The 15,477-nt window shown below is 72.1% G+C and carries 12 protein-coding genes; 9 read left to right on the top strand and 3 right to left on the bottom strand.

What is annotated here, in order from left to right; translation table 11 throughout:
• Positions 1–227 precede the first annotated feature (227 nt).
• Positions 228–1,829 carry an MFS transporter gene (locus tag AB0I06_RS21620; RefSeq protein ID WP_363120435.1) on the top strand — a complete coding sequence of 534 codons (1,602 nt, stop codon included), beginning with the start codon at positions 228–230 and terminating at the stop codon, positions 1,827–1,829.
• Positions 1,830–1,993: 164 nt separating this feature from the next.
• Positions 1,994–3,184 (top strand): acyl-CoA dehydrogenase family protein, encoded by a 1,191-nt coding sequence (locus AB0I06_RS21615; RefSeq protein ID WP_363120434.1) that lies wholly within the window; start codon positions 1,994–1,996, stop codon positions 3,182–3,184.
• 50 nt (positions 3,185–3,234) lie between these two features.
• Here the strand turns inward: AB0I06_RS21615 and AB0I06_RS21610 are convergent, their stop codons facing one another.
• Positions 3,235–3,675 carry a cell division protein SepF gene (locus AB0I06_RS21610; RefSeq protein ID WP_363120433.1) on the bottom strand — a complete coding sequence of 147 codons (441 nt, stop codon included), beginning with the start codon at positions 3,673–3,675 and terminating at the stop codon, positions 3,235–3,237.
• A gap of 289 nt (positions 3,676–3,964) precedes the next feature.
• Here AB0I06_RS21610 and AB0I06_RS21605 point away from each other — a divergent pair, with 289 nt between their 5' ends.
• The 4 genes from AB0I06_RS21605 (at position 3,965) to AB0I06_RS21590 (ending at position 8,624) form a co-directional block, all read left to right on the top strand.
• On the top strand, positions 3,965–5,227 hold the full coding sequence (locus AB0I06_RS21605) for a DUF5685 family protein (RefSeq protein ID WP_363120432.1): 1,263 nt from the start codon (positions 3,965–3,967) through the stop codon (positions 5,225–5,227).
• 27 nt (positions 5,228–5,254) lie between these two features.
• The gene (locus AB0I06_RS21600; RefSeq protein ID WP_363120431.1) at positions 5,255–6,037 is read left to right on the top strand and encodes a DUF1684 domain-containing protein; all 783 of its coding nucleotides are present in this window, start codon (positions 5,255–5,257) and stop codon (positions 6,035–6,037) included.
• A gap of 231 nt (positions 6,038–6,268) precedes the next feature.
• A complete protein-coding gene (locus tag AB0I06_RS21595; protein WP_363120430.1) occupies positions 6,269–7,174 on the top strand; it encodes a S1 family peptidase in 906 nt (301 codons plus the stop codon).
• Positions 7,175–7,541: 367 nt separating this feature from the next.
• Positions 7,542–8,624, top strand: coding sequence for a S1 family peptidase (locus AB0I06_RS21590; RefSeq protein ID WP_363120429.1), 1,083 nt, complete (start codon positions 7,542–7,544; stop codon positions 8,622–8,624).
• Between the two features lie 140 nt (positions 8,625–8,764).
• Here the strand turns inward: AB0I06_RS21590 and AB0I06_RS21585 are convergent, their stop codons facing one another.
• The gene (locus tag AB0I06_RS21585; protein ID WP_363120428.1) at positions 8,765–9,790 is read right to left on the bottom strand and encodes a DUF3533 domain-containing protein; all 1,026 of its coding nucleotides are present in this window, start codon (positions 9,788–9,790) and stop codon (positions 8,765–8,767) included.
• 152 nt (positions 9,791–9,942) lie between these two features.
• Between AB0I06_RS21585 and AB0I06_RS21580 the strand changes: the two genes are divergently transcribed.
• Both AB0I06_RS21580 and AB0I06_RS21575 read left to right on the top strand, forming a co-directional pair.
• Entirely contained in the window at positions 9,943–13,467 is a 3,525-nt protein-coding gene (locus tag AB0I06_RS21580; RefSeq protein WP_363120461.1) for a DNA polymerase III subunit alpha, read from the top strand.
• On the top strand, positions 13,464–14,456 hold the full coding sequence (locus AB0I06_RS21575; RefSeq protein ID WP_363120427.1) for a hypothetical protein: 993 nt from the start codon (positions 13,464–13,466) through the stop codon (positions 14,454–14,456). The genes AB0I06_RS21580 and AB0I06_RS21575 overlap by 4 nt, the downstream gene beginning before the upstream one ends.
• A 16-nt stretch (positions 14,457–14,472) precedes the next feature.
• Here AB0I06_RS21575 and AB0I06_RS21570 read toward each other — a convergent pair whose 3' ends face one another.
• A complete protein-coding gene (locus AB0I06_RS21570; RefSeq protein WP_363120426.1) occupies positions 14,473–14,847 on the bottom strand; it encodes a cupin domain-containing protein in 375 nt (124 codons plus the stop codon).
• Positions 14,848–14,926: 79 nt separating this feature from the next.
• On the opposite strand from AB0I06_RS21570, the gene AB0I06_RS21565 reads away from it, so the two are divergent.
• Positions 14,927–15,373: a MarR family winged helix-turn-helix transcriptional regulator gene (locus tag AB0I06_RS21565; protein WP_363120425.1), complete on the top strand. Its 447-nt coding sequence runs from the start codon at positions 14,927–14,929 to the stop codon at positions 15,371–15,373.
• Positions 15,374–15,477: the final 104 nt, after the last annotated feature.

Here is a 15,477-nt window from a genome sequence, read left to right as displayed (position 1 = left end):
CGGCCGGGGCGTCGACGACACCGGGGACAGTGGCGTACGCCACATCCCTCCGCCCGAGGTCTGAGAGGTCCGCCACTGGCCTGTGGCGGGGACTCGCGTACGCTGACGTGTCACTCGCTTTTCGTTTGCGCGGGCCGGAGACCACCGCTCCTCTCCGGCCGAGTCGCGGGGGCGTCCCCCACCCCGTGAGCCCGCCGATCGCGAGGGAACATCTGGGAGGTACGTACATGTCCGGGACGACCACGGCCGCCGCTGCGTCGCGCCGTCGGGCGGCCGGGGCCGGTGCCGACCGCTGGGTGGTCCTCGTCGTCCTCTGCGTCAGCCTGCTGCTGGTCGCCGTCGACGCCACCGTGCTGCACGTGGCGGTCCCCGCCGTCACCGAGGACCTGAAGCCCGGCGGGATAGAGCTGCTCTGGATCGTCGACATCTACCCACTGGTCTGCGCGTCGCTGCTGATCCTCTTCGGCACGCTCGGCGACCGCGTCGGCCGCCGCAGAGTCCTGCTCCTCGGCTACACGCTGTTCGGGGTCGCCTCCGGCCTCGCCGCCCTGGCCGACAGCGCCCAGGTGCTGATCGTGGCGCGGGCGCTGCTCGGGGTGGGCGGCGCGATGATCATGCCGGCGACGCTGTCGATCCTGCGGCAGGTCTTCCCCGACCGGCGTGAGCGGGCGCTCGCGATCGGCGTCTGGAGCGCCGTGGCCGCCGTCGGCGCGGCGGTCGGTCCGCTGCTCGGCGGTTTCCTGCTGGAGCACTTCTGGTGGGGCTCGGTCTTCCTCGTCAACATTCCGTTGATGCTGGTCAGCCTCCCGGTGGGGCGGCTGCTGCTGCCCGAGTCGAAGGGCGATCGCGAGGGTCCCTGGGACGTCGTCGGCGCGCTGATGGCGGCGGCCGGGCTGTTCGGTGTCGTGCTGGGCGTGAAACGGCTCGGCGGCGGCGGGTCGCTGGGGAGCCTGCTCACCGTGCTGCCGCTGGTGGTGGGCGCGGCGCTGCTGGCCGGCTTCGTACGGCGGCAGCGGCGGCGGACGTATCCGCTGGTCGACCTCAAGATGTTCGCGCGGCCGGCGTTCAGCACGTCCGTCGGGTGCATCGTGCTGGCGATGCTCGCGCTGGTGGGCCTGGAACTGATCGCGGCGCAGTACCTGCAACTGGTCCTCGGGCTCTCACCGCTGGAGACCGGGCTGCGGCTGCTGCCCCTGACGTTCGCCGCGATGGCGGCCGGACTGGCCGGGGCGCGGATGCTGCGGCGGTTCGGGCCGCGGCGGATGGTGTGCACCGGGTTCTGCCTCACGGCGTTCGCGGTGGTGCTGCTGACGGCGCTGGGCCCGACGGACGAGTGCGCGCTGATGGTGAGCGGGTTCGTGCTGCTCGGCTTCGGGCTGGAGACGACCCTGTTCGGGGCGTACGAGTCGATGCTGAGCGAGGCGCCGCCGGAGCAGGCCGGAGGAGCGGCGGCCATCGGGGAGACGTCGTACCAGCTCGGGGCGGGGATCGGTATAGCCCTGCTCGGCACGGTGATGAACGCGGCGTACGGGCCCGGACTGTCGGGTGTGCCCGGTGTTCCGGCGTCGGCGTCCGCGTCCGCGGGGCATTCGCTGGGGGAGGCGTACGAGGTCGCCTCGCAGCTCGGCGGGGCCGCCGGTGCCGCGCTGCGGCACGCCGCCCGGGACGCGTTCGTGCACGGGCTGCATGTGACGCTGCTGGTCAGCGCGGGTCTGTTGCTGCTCGGGGCGGTGATGGCGCTGCGGCTGCCGCGGGCCATGCAGTGCGAGCCGGGACAGGTCGACCTGCCCGCCCCCAGGGACGCGGCGGACTCACGCGTCTCGGTGTGACGCGCCCTTCGTCGCCCGTGCATGCGGGGTGGACCTCGCGTCCGGACTCGGGGCGCCGTCCCGGTCCGGTCACGTCGGCGGCTACCGCTGGTGCCGGAGCGGGTGGGCGTCGTAGCGTCTCGACTAGCGCTGCTAGTTAAACAGACTCTCGGAGGGTGCCGATCATGTCCGGTTCGTCCAAGCTGCCTCCCTTCGATCCCGGCGACCCCCTCGGCCTGGACGACCTGCTGGAGCCGGAGGACCTCGCGATCAGGGACACCGTGCGGGCCTGGGCCGCCGACCGGGTGCTGCCGTACGTCGCCGAGTGGTACGAGAAGGGCGAGCTGCCGGGCATCCGGGACCTGGCCAAGGAGCTCGGCGGTATCGGTGCCCTCGGGATGTCCCTGGACGGGTACGGCTGCGCCGGGGCGTCCGCGGTGCAGTACGGGCTCGCCTGCCTGGAGCTGGAGGCCGCCGACTCCGGCATCCGGTCGCTGGTCTCGGTGCAGGGCTCCCTCGCCATGTACGCCATCCACCGGTTCGGCAGCGAGGAGCACAAGCAGCGGTGGCTGCCGCGCATGGCCGCCGGCGAGGTCATCGGCTGCTTCGGGCTCACCGAGCCCGACCACGGCTCCGACCCCGCCTCCATGCGGACGCACGCGGTGCGCGACGGCTCCGACTGGATCCTCAACGGCCGCAAGATGTGGATCACCAACGGGTCGGTCGCCGGGGTCGCGGTGGTCTGGGCGCAGACCGAGGACGGGATCCGCGGCTTCGTGGTGCCCACCGACAGCGACGGGTTCTCCGCGCCCGAGATCAAGCACAAGTGGTCCCTCAGGGCATCCGTCACCAGTGAGCTCGTGCTCGACGACGTGCGGCTGCCCGCCGATGCCGTCCTGCCGGACGTCACCGGGCTGCGCGGACCCCTCGGCTGCCTCTCGCACGCCCGGTACGGAATCGTCTGGGGTGCCATGGGCGCGGCCCGCAGCAGTTTCCAGGCCGCGGTCGACTACGCGAAGTCACGGGAGCAGTTCGGGCGGCCCATCGGCGGCTTCCAGCTCACCCAGGCCAAACTCGCCGACATGGCGGTCGAACTGCACAAGGGGATTCTGCTCGCCCATCATCTGGGGCGGCGTATGGACGCCGGCCGCCTGCGTCCCGAGCAGGTCAGCTTCGGCAAGCTCAACAACGTCCGGGAAGCGATCGAGATCTGTCGCACGGCCCGGACCATTCTCGGCGCCAACGGGATCTCGCTCGAATATCCCGTGATGCGGCACGCGACCAACCTCGAGTCGGTGCTCACCTATGAGGGCACCGTCGAGATGCACCAGCTCGTGCTGGGCAAGGCGCTCACCGGACTCGACGCCTTCCGGTAGACCGGTCCGGTGGACCCCGCGCGGGGGCAGGGCCGATGAGCGGCCCTGCCTCAGCTCTGGTTGAAGAAGCCGTCCGTGCGGTGCGCGGCCGGGTCGCCGTTGACGATCTCGGTGTTGGCCGGGGTCAGCAGGAACACACGGGTCGACACTCTCTCGATCGAACCGCGCAGGCCGAAGATCAGTCCGGCCGCGAAGTCGACCACGCGCTTGGCGTCGGCGGCGTCCATGGCCGTGAGGTTCATGATGACCGGCACGCCCTCGCGGAACAGCTCGCCGATGGCGCGCGCGTCCCGGAAGCTGTCCGGGGTCACCGTGCCGATGCGCCGGCCCCTCTCCTCGGCGACGTCCGAGGCCACCTTGACACGCGGATCGGTGACCCAGGCCTCCCCGGGCTCGTTCCCGTCGGAGTAGTCGTCGTCGTCGTAGTAACGCTCGTCTTCGTTGTCGTCGACGAGGCCAAGCCAGGCACTTGCCTTGCGTACCGATCCCATGGACGCCTCCTCTCACAGCGGTCTTTCTGCTTTCCGCATCCCTATGGTCGTCCATGATGCGGATGGCGCGCCAAGTGGATAGACGCCGCACGGGGGGTTTGTGACGGTACTGGTGCACAGCGAATCCGTCGAGAGTCCGTGTGTCCCAAGGGCCGTTTCCCAAACGGCTGCTGACTGTGAGTGAAATATGATTCTTCTCGGCGTACGGGTGACGGCCGGGGCGTACGGGTGAATGCGGGGCCGATACGATGCCGCAGCTCAACGTCGTCGTGGAGTTCGGGGGAGCGTCGTGTTCGGAATCGTCAGGCCTTGTAGACACCGGCTCGGAGAGAAGCTCACGAGCCAGTGGATGGCGCATTTGTGCGGGCTCTGCCTGGCACTGCGCGGTGACCACGGGCAGTTCGCGCGGATCGTGACGAACTATGACGGACTTCTCATCTCGGTTTTGACGGAGGCTCAGACGGAGAGTGACGGTTCCGGGCGGCGTACGGCCGGACCGTGCGCGCTGCGCGGCATGCGCACCGCCTCCGTCGCGCACGGCGAGGGGGCCCGGCTGGCGGCGGCCGTCTCCCTGGTCCTGGCTTCCGCGAAGGTACGCGACCACGTGACCGACGGTGACGGGTTGCTGGCCCGCAGGCCGATGGCGCGGGCCGCGCGGCGGGTCGCCGCGAGCTGGGACACGGCCGGCGCGCGGACCGGCAGCGCTGTGGGATTCGACACCGCCCTCCTGGTCGACGCCGTGGACCGGCAGGTGGGCATCGAGGCGCTGGCGGGGCCCGGGACTCCGCTCCTGACGGTCACCGAGCCGACCGAGACCGCGACCGCCGCCGCCTTCGCGCACACGGCCGTTCTCGCCGGCCGGCCGCACAACGTCCAGCCGCTCGCCGAGGCGGGACGGCTCTTCGGACGCCTCGCGCACCTGCTGGACGCCGTGGAGGACCAGCACGCTGACGCCGCGTCAGGCGCCTGGAACCCGATCACCGCGACCGGTACCCCGCTCGCGGAGGTGCGTCGGCTCGCCGACGACGCGGTGCACGGCGTCCGGCTGGCGCTGCGGGACGCCGAGTTCGCCGACGCGCAGCTCGTGCACCTGCTGCTCGTGCACGAACTGCGGCGCTCGGTGGACCGGGCGTTCGGCACGGTGCCGGTGTGCGCCTCCCACCAGAGCGGGCCCTATGGACAGCCGGGCCCCCATGGACAGCCGGGACCCCACGGGCAGCAGCCGCCCGGGCCCTACGGCTCCCCGCAGCACCCGTACGCGGGTGGGGGCGGCAACCCGTATGCCGGCGGGGCAGGGGCGTACGGCGGAGACGGGTTCGGCGGGGGCGGTTTCGGTGGCGGCGGGTTCGGCGGTGGTGCGCCGGTGCCGCAGCAGCCGCCCCGGCGGCGTGGGTTCTGGGCCGGCTGCGGGATGTTCTGGCTGCTGTGCTGCACCTGCAAGCTGTGCTGCGCCAAGGAGTACGAGGGGCCGTGGTCCCGCAAGAAGCGCGAGGGCGTGTGCCGGGACTGCGACTGCGACGGGTGCGACTGCTGCTGCCCCTGCGACTGCTGACCCACCCCGTGTGACAGGGTCGCCGGTATGACGACGGACGCATCCCAGGACTGGCAGCGGTGGCACGAGCGGCGTGTGGCGTCGGTGTCGGCCCCGTACGGACCGCTCGCGCTCACCGGCACGCACTGGCTCGAGGACTATCCGGAGGGTCGACTTCCGGACATCCCCGGGTCCTGGCGGGCCGAGGGCGACGCGGTCGTGCTGACGGCCTCCGAGGCGGACGGGCTCACCGTGGACGGACAGCCCTTCGGCGGTGAGGTGCGCCTCGCGGCCGACCCGGGTCCCGCGGGCGCGGCCCGGGTGGCGTACGGCGAGCGACGGCTGGTCGTGCTGGTGCGCGAGGGGGCGTGGGGCGTGCGGGACTTCGATCCCGAGTCCTCCGCGCGCCGGGCGTTCCACGGCCTCGCGGTCACGCCGTACGACCCGCGCTGGGCGGTGCCGGGGCGCTTCACGCCGTACGACACCGGCCGCACGGTCCGGGTGGCCAACGCCGACGGACGGGAGCGCGGCCTCGGACTGGGCGGGGAACTGGCCTTCGAGCTGGACGGGCAGGAGCTGAGCCTCCAGGTGTCGCTCCAGGGCGACGGCTCGCTGTGGGCCGTGTTCGCCGACGCCACCAGCGGGAGGAGCAGTTACCGCTTCCGGTTCCTGTACCCCGCGGCGCCGGACGCCGAGGGGCGTACGACGGTCGACTTCAACCGCGCGCTGCTGCCGCCGTGCGCCTTCGCCGACCACTTCGTCTGTCCCTTCCCGCCGCCGGGCAACACGCTGCACATCGACATCGCCGCGGGGGAGCGCACGCTGGTGTGACGTGCGGGCGGGGGACGCCGGAAGCCGGTCGCGGGACGGCTTCGTAAAGAACCGTCAAAGAGTGTCGTCCGAAAGGCACTCTTGCGCCGACCGGCCGTTCGGCCGAATACTCCCCCTCAGCGCTTGTCAGGGGCACGGCGTGTTCGGAATCCGGACACCTGGTCGCTGGCTGCGCCTCACGGGCCCGAAACCCCACGAGGGCCCCCGACTTCCTTTGTGGAGGAACGAAAAGTGAGGATCAAGCGCACCACCCCCCGCAGTGGCATTTCGAGACGGACCCGGCTGATCGCCGTTTCCACCGGCCTCGTTGCCGCCGCAGCGATCGCGATCCCCAGCGCGAACGCCTCCGACACCCCCACCACCTTCAGCTCCGCCGAACTCAAGAGCGCCAGCGGCTCCTTGCTGAAGGCCGACATCCCGGGCACCGCCTGGGCCGTCGACAGCAAGACCAACCGGGTGCTCCTGACCGTCGACAGCACGGTCACCCAGGCCGAGATAGCGAAGATCAAGCAGCAGGCCGGCGCCAACGCCGACGCGCTCACGATCAAGCGCACCCCCGGCAAGTTCACCAAGCTCATCCAGGGCGGCGACGCCATCTATGCGAGTAGCTGGCGCTGCTCCCTCGGCTTCAACGTCCGTGCCAGCAACGGCACCGAGTACTTCCTGACCGCCGGCCACTGCACCGACGGCGCGGGCACCTGGTACTCCAACTCCGCCCGCACCACGGTCATCGGCTCGACGGCCGGCTCCAGCTTCCCGGGCAACGACTACGGCCTCGTGCGCTACAGCGGGTCCGTCAGCCGCCCCGGCACCGCCAACGGCGTGGACATCACGCGCGCGGCCACCCCGAGCGTGGGCACCACCGTCATCCGCGACGGCTCCACGACCGGTACGCACAGCGGCCGTGTCACCGCCCTCAACGCCACCGTGAACTACGGCGGCGGTGACATCGTCTCCGGCCTGATCCAGACCACCGTCTGCGCCGAGCCCGGTGACTCCGGCGGTTCGCTCTACGGCAGCAACGGCACCGCGTACGGTCTGACCTCCGGTGGCAGCGGCAACTGCTCCTCCGGTGGCACGACGTTCTTCCAGCCCGTCACGGAGGCCCTGAGCGCCTACGGCGTCAGCGTCTACTGAGCCCCCGTCGGGCAGTTCGCGGCGTTTCCCGGCCCCCGCGCGCATCGCGTGCGGGGGCTTTCGCGTGCGTGCCGGGAGCCGTCCCAACCGGCCCCGGCAGGGGCGAGATTCGGCCATGTGCGGACCTCGCAGAGTGTCCGCACATTACTCGCGCGTAATGTTTGCAGTGTGAACGCGGGGGCGTTGGGTCCTATTTGATCGTGGACGATCAAAATGAGGGGGCGTGCGAAGCGCTGTCTACGCGCGTCTCGAACTCACCCTTGTGTGCTCCCCGTTGTCCTCGGAATAGTGGGCGCTCGTCAACGAGGCCTTCCGGCTCGTGAGGTCCCCACAACCTCTCGTGCCGCCCCCCACAGGAGGACAGAAGTTGAAGCACCGACGCATACCCAGGCGGCGTGCGGCCGTGGCAGGTGCGGGCATCGCCGCGCTGGTCGCCGCGGGAGTGACGTTCCAGACCGCGAACGCCAGTGAGACCCCTGAGGCGTCCGCACCCCGGACCCTGTCGGTCACGGCGGCCGGAAAGCTCGCCTCGACGCTGACCGAGGACCTGGGCGGCGACGCGGCCGGGACGTACTACGACACCAAGAGCAAGAGCCTCGTGGTGAACGTGCTCGACGAGGCCGCCGCGCAGGCCGTCGAGAAGGCCGGAGCCAAGGCGAGAGTCGTGGCGAACTCCCTCGCCGAACTCGCCGGTGCCCGCAGCACGCTGAAGCAGGACGCGACGATCCCCGGCACGGCCTGGGTGACCGACCCGACGACGAACAAGGTCGTCGTGACCGCCGACCGCACGGTCTCCGAGGCCGAGTGGGCGACGCTGACGAAGGTCGTCGACGGGCTCGGCGCGAAGGCCGAACTCAAGCGCTCGAAGGGGGAGTACAAGCCCTTCATCGCCGGCGGCGACGCGATCACCGGTGGCGGCGGGCGCTGCTCGCTGGGCTTCAACGTGGTCAAGGGCGGCGAGCCGTTCTTCCTGACCGCCGGGCACTGCACCGAGGGCATCTCCACCTGGTCGGACTCCAGCGGCAAGCAGATCGGCACCAACGCGGACTCCAGCTTCCCGGGCAACGACTACGGGCTGGTCAAGTACACCGCGGAGGTGGCTCACCCCAGTGAGGTGAACCTCTACAACGGTTCCGCCCAGAAGATCTCGGGCGCCGCGGCCGCGACCGTCGGCATGGCGGTCACCCGCAGCGGCTCGACCACGCAGGTCCACGAGGGCAAGGTCACGGGGCTGGACGCCACCGTGAACTACGGCAACGGCGACATCGTGAACGGGCTGATCCAGACCGACGTGTGCGCGGAGCCGGGTGACAGCGGCGGCTCGCTGTTCTCGGGCGACAAGGCGGTCGGCCTCACGTCCGGCGGCAGCGGTGACTGCACCTCGGGCGGGGAGACGTTCTTCCAGCCGGTGACCGAGGCGCTGTCGGCCACGGGGACGCAGATCGGCTGACCCCTGGAGTGTGTGGAGCCCCGCCCCTTGTGAGGGGTGGGGCTCTCCTGTGCGTGCGGCGGGTGGTGGGGGTGCGTGTTCGTTTCGCCTTCGCGGCGGGGTGGGGCGCGGTCGCGCGGGCCGGGCCGGCTCCGGTGGGGTCACGGCGGCTGTGTGGCGGTCGCGCGTCTGCGTACCGTCGTGGCCGCCGCCAGGGTGATCGCGCTTCCCGCCACCGCCCACGCCGACAGGACCAGCAGGGGGCCGGTCATCGCGTTGCCGCCGAAGTAGGCGATGGAGCGGGCCGACCAGGTGCCGGCGCCCGGCGGCAGGGCCGGGCCGATCGCCTTCCAGAAGGGTGGGAGGAGGGGTGGGGGCAGGGCGCCGCCCGCGCTGGGGTTGCCGAGGATGACCACCAGCAGGATGACCAGGCCGATGCCGATCGTGCCGAAGACGCCCTGCAGGGCGAGGGTGGCCGCGCCCACGGCGAAGATGATCAGGGCGCCCAGGCCCCAGAGGGCCGCGGTGCTGCCCGGCAGGGCGTCCAGGATCGGGCCCGTGATCAGGGCTCCGCCCAGGCCTCCGGTGATCGCGACCAGGGCCATGACCGCCAGGCGGATCGCGGCGCGGGTGGGGTTGGAGGGTTTCGCACCGGCGCTGATGGCCAGGGCCGCGGCGCCCAGGTAGCCGCCCACGCACCAGCCGATCACCAGGTAGAAGGACGACAGGCCGTTGGGGTCGTGGGGCGCGGAGGGGATGACGTCGATCGTCCGGATCGTGCGCCGCTCGGACTTCTCCAGGGTGGTGACGAGGGCCGTCAGGGTGGTGGACAGCACCCGGCCCCCGCCGGAGGCGACCAGGAGGGTGTCGGTGGCGCCCCGGGGGTCGACGATCAGGGCGGCGTCGATGTCACGGTGGCCGAGCTGGGTCCGGGCCGTCGCCTCGTCGGGCAGGGCGCGGGGGTCCAGGGGGGAGCCGGGAAGGCGTTCGAGCCGGGTGACCGCCTGTGCGGCCGCGGCCTGGGGGGCGACGAGGCCGAAGGGGACGTCCTTGGGTTTTGGATCGTGCAGGGCTCCCACGTAGGACGCGATGAACAGCAGCTGGAGCGCGATCACGCCGACGATGAGCAGGGTGGCCCGTGGGGTGACGGCGTCTTTCACCTCGGCGAGGAACGAGCGGTGCGGCATGCCTCCACGGTCGGGGGCTGCGCGGTGTTTCCGCAGGTGGGGCGGGGCCGAACGGATGTCGTACACACATTCGAAGATGGGGGTATGGTGGGTGAGGTAGCTGGGAACAGATGTTCGAGAGCCGAGGGGGCTCACGAGTGCGGGAGGTGCGTGTGCCGGGGTTCACGCATCTGCACACCGTCTCCGGATTCTCGTTGCGCTACGGAGCCTCACACCCGGAGCGGCTGGCCGAGCGTGCCTCCGCGCGGGGCATGGACGCCCTGGCGCTGACCGATCGCGACACGCTCGCCGGCGCGGTCCGGTTCTCGAAGGCCTGCGGGAAGGCGGGGATCCGTCCGCTGTTCGGGGTCGGCCTGGCCGTGGCCGGTGCCGAGCCCGGGGTGGAGCGGCAGGGGCGGCGGCGCCGGACCCCGGTGCGCGGCGGCGCCTTTGTCGACGAGTCGGCCCCCCGGGTGACCTTTCTCGCCCGGGACGGTGCCCGGGGCTGGGGGGAGCTGTGCCGGCTCGTCTCGGCCGCCCATGAGGCGGAGGGAACGCCCCTGCTGCCCTGGGACCGCAACCACGCCGAGGGACTGACCGTGCTGCTCGGGCCGGAATCGGATGTCGGGCGTGCCCTGGCCGCCGGACGGCCCGACCGCGCGGCACGGCTGCTCGGGCCCTGGCGGGAGACCTACGGCGACGACCTGCGGCTGGAGGCCGTCTGGCACGGCCGGAAGGGCACCGGCCCCGGGTCGCTGCGGCTGGCCGCCCGTACCGTAGGTTTCGCCGCCGAGCAGCGGATCCGGCCCGTGCTCACCAACGCGGTGCGGTACGCCGACCCGGGGCTCGGGCCGGTCGCCGACGTGCTGGACGCCGCCCGGCGGCTGGTGCCCATCGACCCGGCCCGGGAGCTGGACTCCGGCGAGGCCTGGCTCAAGGACCCCGGGGACATGTTCGGGGTGGCGGAGCGGATCGTGGAGGCCGCGGGGTTCCGGCGGGAGACCGCTCACCGGCTGGTGGAGCAGACGCAGGCCACGGCCGCCGCGTGCCGGGTGGACCCCGAGGGCGATCTCGGGATCGGCACCGTCCACTTTCCCGAGCCCCACCTGGTCGGCGCCGGGCACCGCACCGCCCAGCGGACGCTGGCCTCACGGGCCGCGGCCGGAATGGTGCTGCGCGGCTACGACCGGCGGCGGGAGTACTGGGAGCGGATGCACCACGAGCTGGACATCATCGCCCACCACGGATTCGCCTCCTACTTCCTGACCGTCGCCCAGGTGGTCGACGACGTGCGGAAGATGGGCGTCCGGGTCGCCGCCCGGGGCTCCGGGGCCGGGTCGCTCGTCAACCACCTGCTCGGTATCGCGCACGCCGATCCCCTCGAGCACCGGCTGCTGATGGAGCGGTTCCTGTCCAAGGAACGGGTCGTGCTGCCCGACATCGACATCGACGTGGAGTCCGCGCGCCGGCTGGAGGTCTACCGCGCGATCATCGGCCGGTTCGGCACCGAGCGGGTCGCGACGGTCGCCATGCCCGAGACGTATCGCGTGCGGCACGCGATCCGGGACGTGGGGGCCGCCCTGTCCATGGAACCGGCCGAGATCGACCGGATCGCCAAGTCCTTTCCGCACATCCGGGCACGGGACGCCCGCGCGGCACTGGAGGAGCTGCCCGAGCTGCGCGCGCTGGCGGGGGAGAAGGAGAAGTACGGCAGGCTGTGGGAGCTGGTCGAGGCGCTGGACGCCCTGCCGCGCGGGGTCGCCATGCACCCGTGCGGGGTGCTGCTCTCCGACGCCTCACTGCTGTCGCGTACGCCGGTCATGCCGACCAGCGGCGAGGGCTTTCCGATGTCGCAGTTCGACAAGGACGACGTCGAGGAGCTCGGGCTGCTCAAGCTCGACGTGCTGGGAGTGCGGATGCAGTCGGCCATGGCGCACGCGGTGGGGGAAGTGGAGCGGGTCTCGGGGGAGAGGGTCGATCTGGACGCGCTGGCGCCGGACGATCCGGCGACGTACCGGCTGATCCAGTCCACCGAGACGCTCGGGTGCTTCCAGATCGAGTCGCCGGGGCAGCGGGACCTGGTCGGGCGGCTCCAGCCGGCCGGCTTCCACGACCTCGTCGTCGACATCTCGCTGTTCCGGCCCGGACCGGTGGCCGCCGACATGGTGCGGCCCTTCATCGAGGCGCGGCACGGGCGGGCGCCGGTCCGGTATCCGCACCCGGACCTGGAGGAGCCGCTGAAGGAGACCTACGGGGTCGTCGTCTTCCACGAGCAGATCATCGACATCGTCGACATCATGACCGGCTGCGGGCGCGGCGAGGCCGACCGGGTGCGGCGCGGGCTGTCGGACGCCGAGTCGCAGGCGCGCATCAAGGTGTGGTTCGCGCAGCACGCGGCGGCGAACGGCTATGACGCGGAGACGATCCAGCGGACCTGGGGGATCGTCGAGGCCTTCGGCAGTTACGGCTTCTGCAAGGCGCACGCGGTCGCCTTCGCCGTGCCGACGTACCAGTCGGCGTGGCTGAAAACGCATCACCCGGCCGCCTTCTACGCGGGCCTGCTCACCCACGACCCCGGCATGTACCCCAAGCGGCTGCTGCTGGCGGACGCGCGGCGGCGCGGGGTGCCCGTGCTGCCGCTGGACGTGAACAAGTCGGGGGTCGCACACCGTATCGAACTGGTGTCCGGTAAGTGGGGTCTGCGGCTGGCCCTTTCCGATGTGCACGGCATCAGCGAGGCCGAGGCGGCGCGGATCGCCGAAGGCCAGCCGTACGCCTCGCTGGTCGACTTCTGGGAGCGGGGGCGGCCCAGCCGTCCGCTGGCCCAGCGGCTCGCGCAGGTGGGGGCGCTGGACGCGTTCGGCGCCAACCGCCGTGATCTGCAACTGCATCTGACCGAGCTGCACCGGGGTGCCCGGGGCGGGGGCGGCGGCCAGCTCCCCCTGGCCGGAGGACGGAAGACCGCACCGGCCGGGCTGCCCGACCTCACCTCCTCGGAACGGCTCAGCGCCGAACTGGGCGTCCTGTCCATGGACGCCTCGCGGAACCTGATGGACGATCACCGGACGTTCCTCGACGAACTCGGCGTGGTGTCGGCGCGGCGGCTGCGCGAGACCCGGCACGGGGAGACGGTGCTGGTCGCGGGCGCCAAGGCGGCCACTCAGACACCGCCGATCCGGTCCGGCAAGCGGGTCATCTTCAGCACCCTGGATGACGGCACGGGCCTGGTCGACCTCGCCTTCTTCGACGACTCCCACGACACCTGCGCCCACACCGTCTTCCACTCCTGGCTGCTGCTGGTGCGCGGGGTGGTGCAGCGCCGCGGCCCGCGCAGCCTGAGCGTGGTGGGCGCCGCCGCCTGGAACCTCGCGGACCTGCTGGAAGTGCGCCGGCAGGAGGGGCTGGAAGGGGTGGCGGCCCGGCTGGCCGGCCCGGCACCCGGCCCCGGCGACTCCGGTGAAGGCGGTTCCGCAGACGGCGGCGGTGACGACGGGCAGGGGGCCGCGCGCCGGCGGCTCGCCGGGTCGGACGGGGCGCCCGCGCCGACGGGTTCGGCGGCCCAGGACCCGATGGAACGGCGGAAGATCCGCATGTCCACGGGGTACGAGATGCACCCCTGGGCCGATCTGCGTCCGGCGGGCGAAGGGCCCGCGAACACGAGGAAGTTGTGGCACCAGAGTCCGGGGAGTGCGGGATGACCATCCTCTGCGTACGTTTCCAGCTGCCTGCGACGAGCGAGGCGGAGCTGCCCCCTCTGCTCGGGATGCTCGAGGAGTTCACCCCCGTCGTCCAGGCCCTGCCACCCGACGGGGCGCTGGCCGACCTGCGCGGCGCCGAACGGTACTTCCGGCGGGACGCCGTCGTGCTGGCCTCGATGATCCGGGTGCGGTCGCTCGCGCTGTACGGCGTCGACTGCGTGATCGGTGCGGGCCCCGGGCCGATGCTGGCCCGGATGGCGTTGCGCGACGCCCTGCCCGGAGTGACACGTACGGTGCCCGACGAGCCCGGCGCCGTCGCGGAGTTCCTCGCGGACCAGCCCGTCGCCGCGCTGCCCGGCGTGGGCGCCGCGACCGCCCGCACGCTGGGCGACTACGGCCTCGACACCCTCGGCCGGGTCGCCGCCGCGCCGCTGTCCACGCTCCAGCGGCTGATCGGTGCCAAGGCCGGCCGCGAGCTGCGCGAGAAGGCGAACGGCGTCGACCGAGGCCGGGTCGTACCGAACGCCGTCTCCCGGTCCCTCGCCACGGAACGCCCCTTCGAGCGCGACGAACTGGACCCGGACCGGCACCGCCGGGCGCTGCTGTCGGCCGCCGAGGAGATCGGAGCCCGGCTGCGCGCCCTGGAGAAGGTCTGCCGCACACTCACCCTGACCGTGCGCTACGCCGACCGGTCTGCCACGACCCGCGCCCGCACCCTGCCCGAGCCGACCGCGCACTCCCCGGCGCTGACCAGGGCCGCGTACGGCATGTACGAGGCGCTCGGGCTGCAACGGGCCCGGGTGCGGGCGATCGCCCTGCGTGCCGAGGGGCTCGACCCCGCCGACCAGGCCTCCCACCAGCTGACCTTCGACCCGGTGGACGAGAAGGTCCGCCGGATCGAGGAGGTCGCGGACCGCGCGCGAGCGAAGTTCGGGCCCCGGGCGGTGATGCCCGGGGGGCTGGGGGGGACGGGGAGGCGGGTGGCGTAGAGCCTCCCGCGTGACGTCAGTTGGCCCACGGCGGCACGATGCGGGTGCCGTCGGCCAGCTGTGCCTCCAGGCCGATCGAGGTGGTGACCCAGGAGTACGCCGTCCGGTCGGTCGGGTTCTCCACGGTCAGGGTGGCGCCGGGGTTGACGATCACCGTGTCGCCCGCGGCGATCCGCTCGGTGCGGCCGTCGAGGGTGATCAGCAGTTCGCCGTCGAGCAGATGGAAGATCTCCTCCCGGCTGACCGTGTGCGCGGGTGCCTTGAGGCCGGCCGGGATCTCACCGCGCCAGGCGCACAGCTCCTTGCTGCCGCTGCCCGGGGTGGCGTACGAGACGAAACGGGCTCCGTGGATCTCGTGGGTGACGGCGTCGGACGAGCGGACGATGGGCATGAGGCCTCCAAGTGGTCAAGCTGCTTGACTACATAGTCAAGCAGCTTGACCAATGCGTCAAGGGTGTTTCAATGCACGGGTGCACAACTCCGAGGCCATGGCCCTGTCCGCCGCCCTGCTCGCCGCCGCCGGCGGACTCACCCAGCGCATCCATGAGGGTGTGGTCGCGCGCGGCTTCGAGGACGTGCGGCCCGCGCACGGCTTCGCCTTCGCCCGGCTCGCACCGGACGGGGCGACGGTCACCGACCTCGCCGCCCACCTCGGGGTGACCAAACAGGCCGCGAGCCAGCTCGTCGACGAGCTGGTGCGCAAGGGGTACGTCGAGCGGCGGCCGCACCCGGGGGACGCACGGGCGCGGCTGGTGGTGCTGACGGGGCGGGGCCGGGACTGTACGCGCGCCGCGGAGGAGGCGGCGGCCGAGGCGGTGCGGGAGTGGAGCGCGGTGCTGGGGGAGGGGGAACTGCGCGCGCTGGGGGAGCGGTTGCTGCGGATCGCTCCGCGCGGGCCCATCCGGCCGGCCTGGTGAAGGGGCGTCAGGGGGATCCTGTGCGCCGGTTACCACTGGAAGTTTTTACTGACGCGTAACTTCCCAGTTTGACTACTCGCCCGTAACTTGACGAATGAACAGCA

The sequence above is a fragment of the Streptomyces sp. NPDC050674 genome (assembly GCF_040654575.1).
Lineage (GTDB): Bacteria > Actinomycetota > Actinomycetes > Streptomycetales > Streptomycetaceae > Streptomyces.
This window is presented reverse-complemented; position numbering and strand designations above follow the sequence as displayed.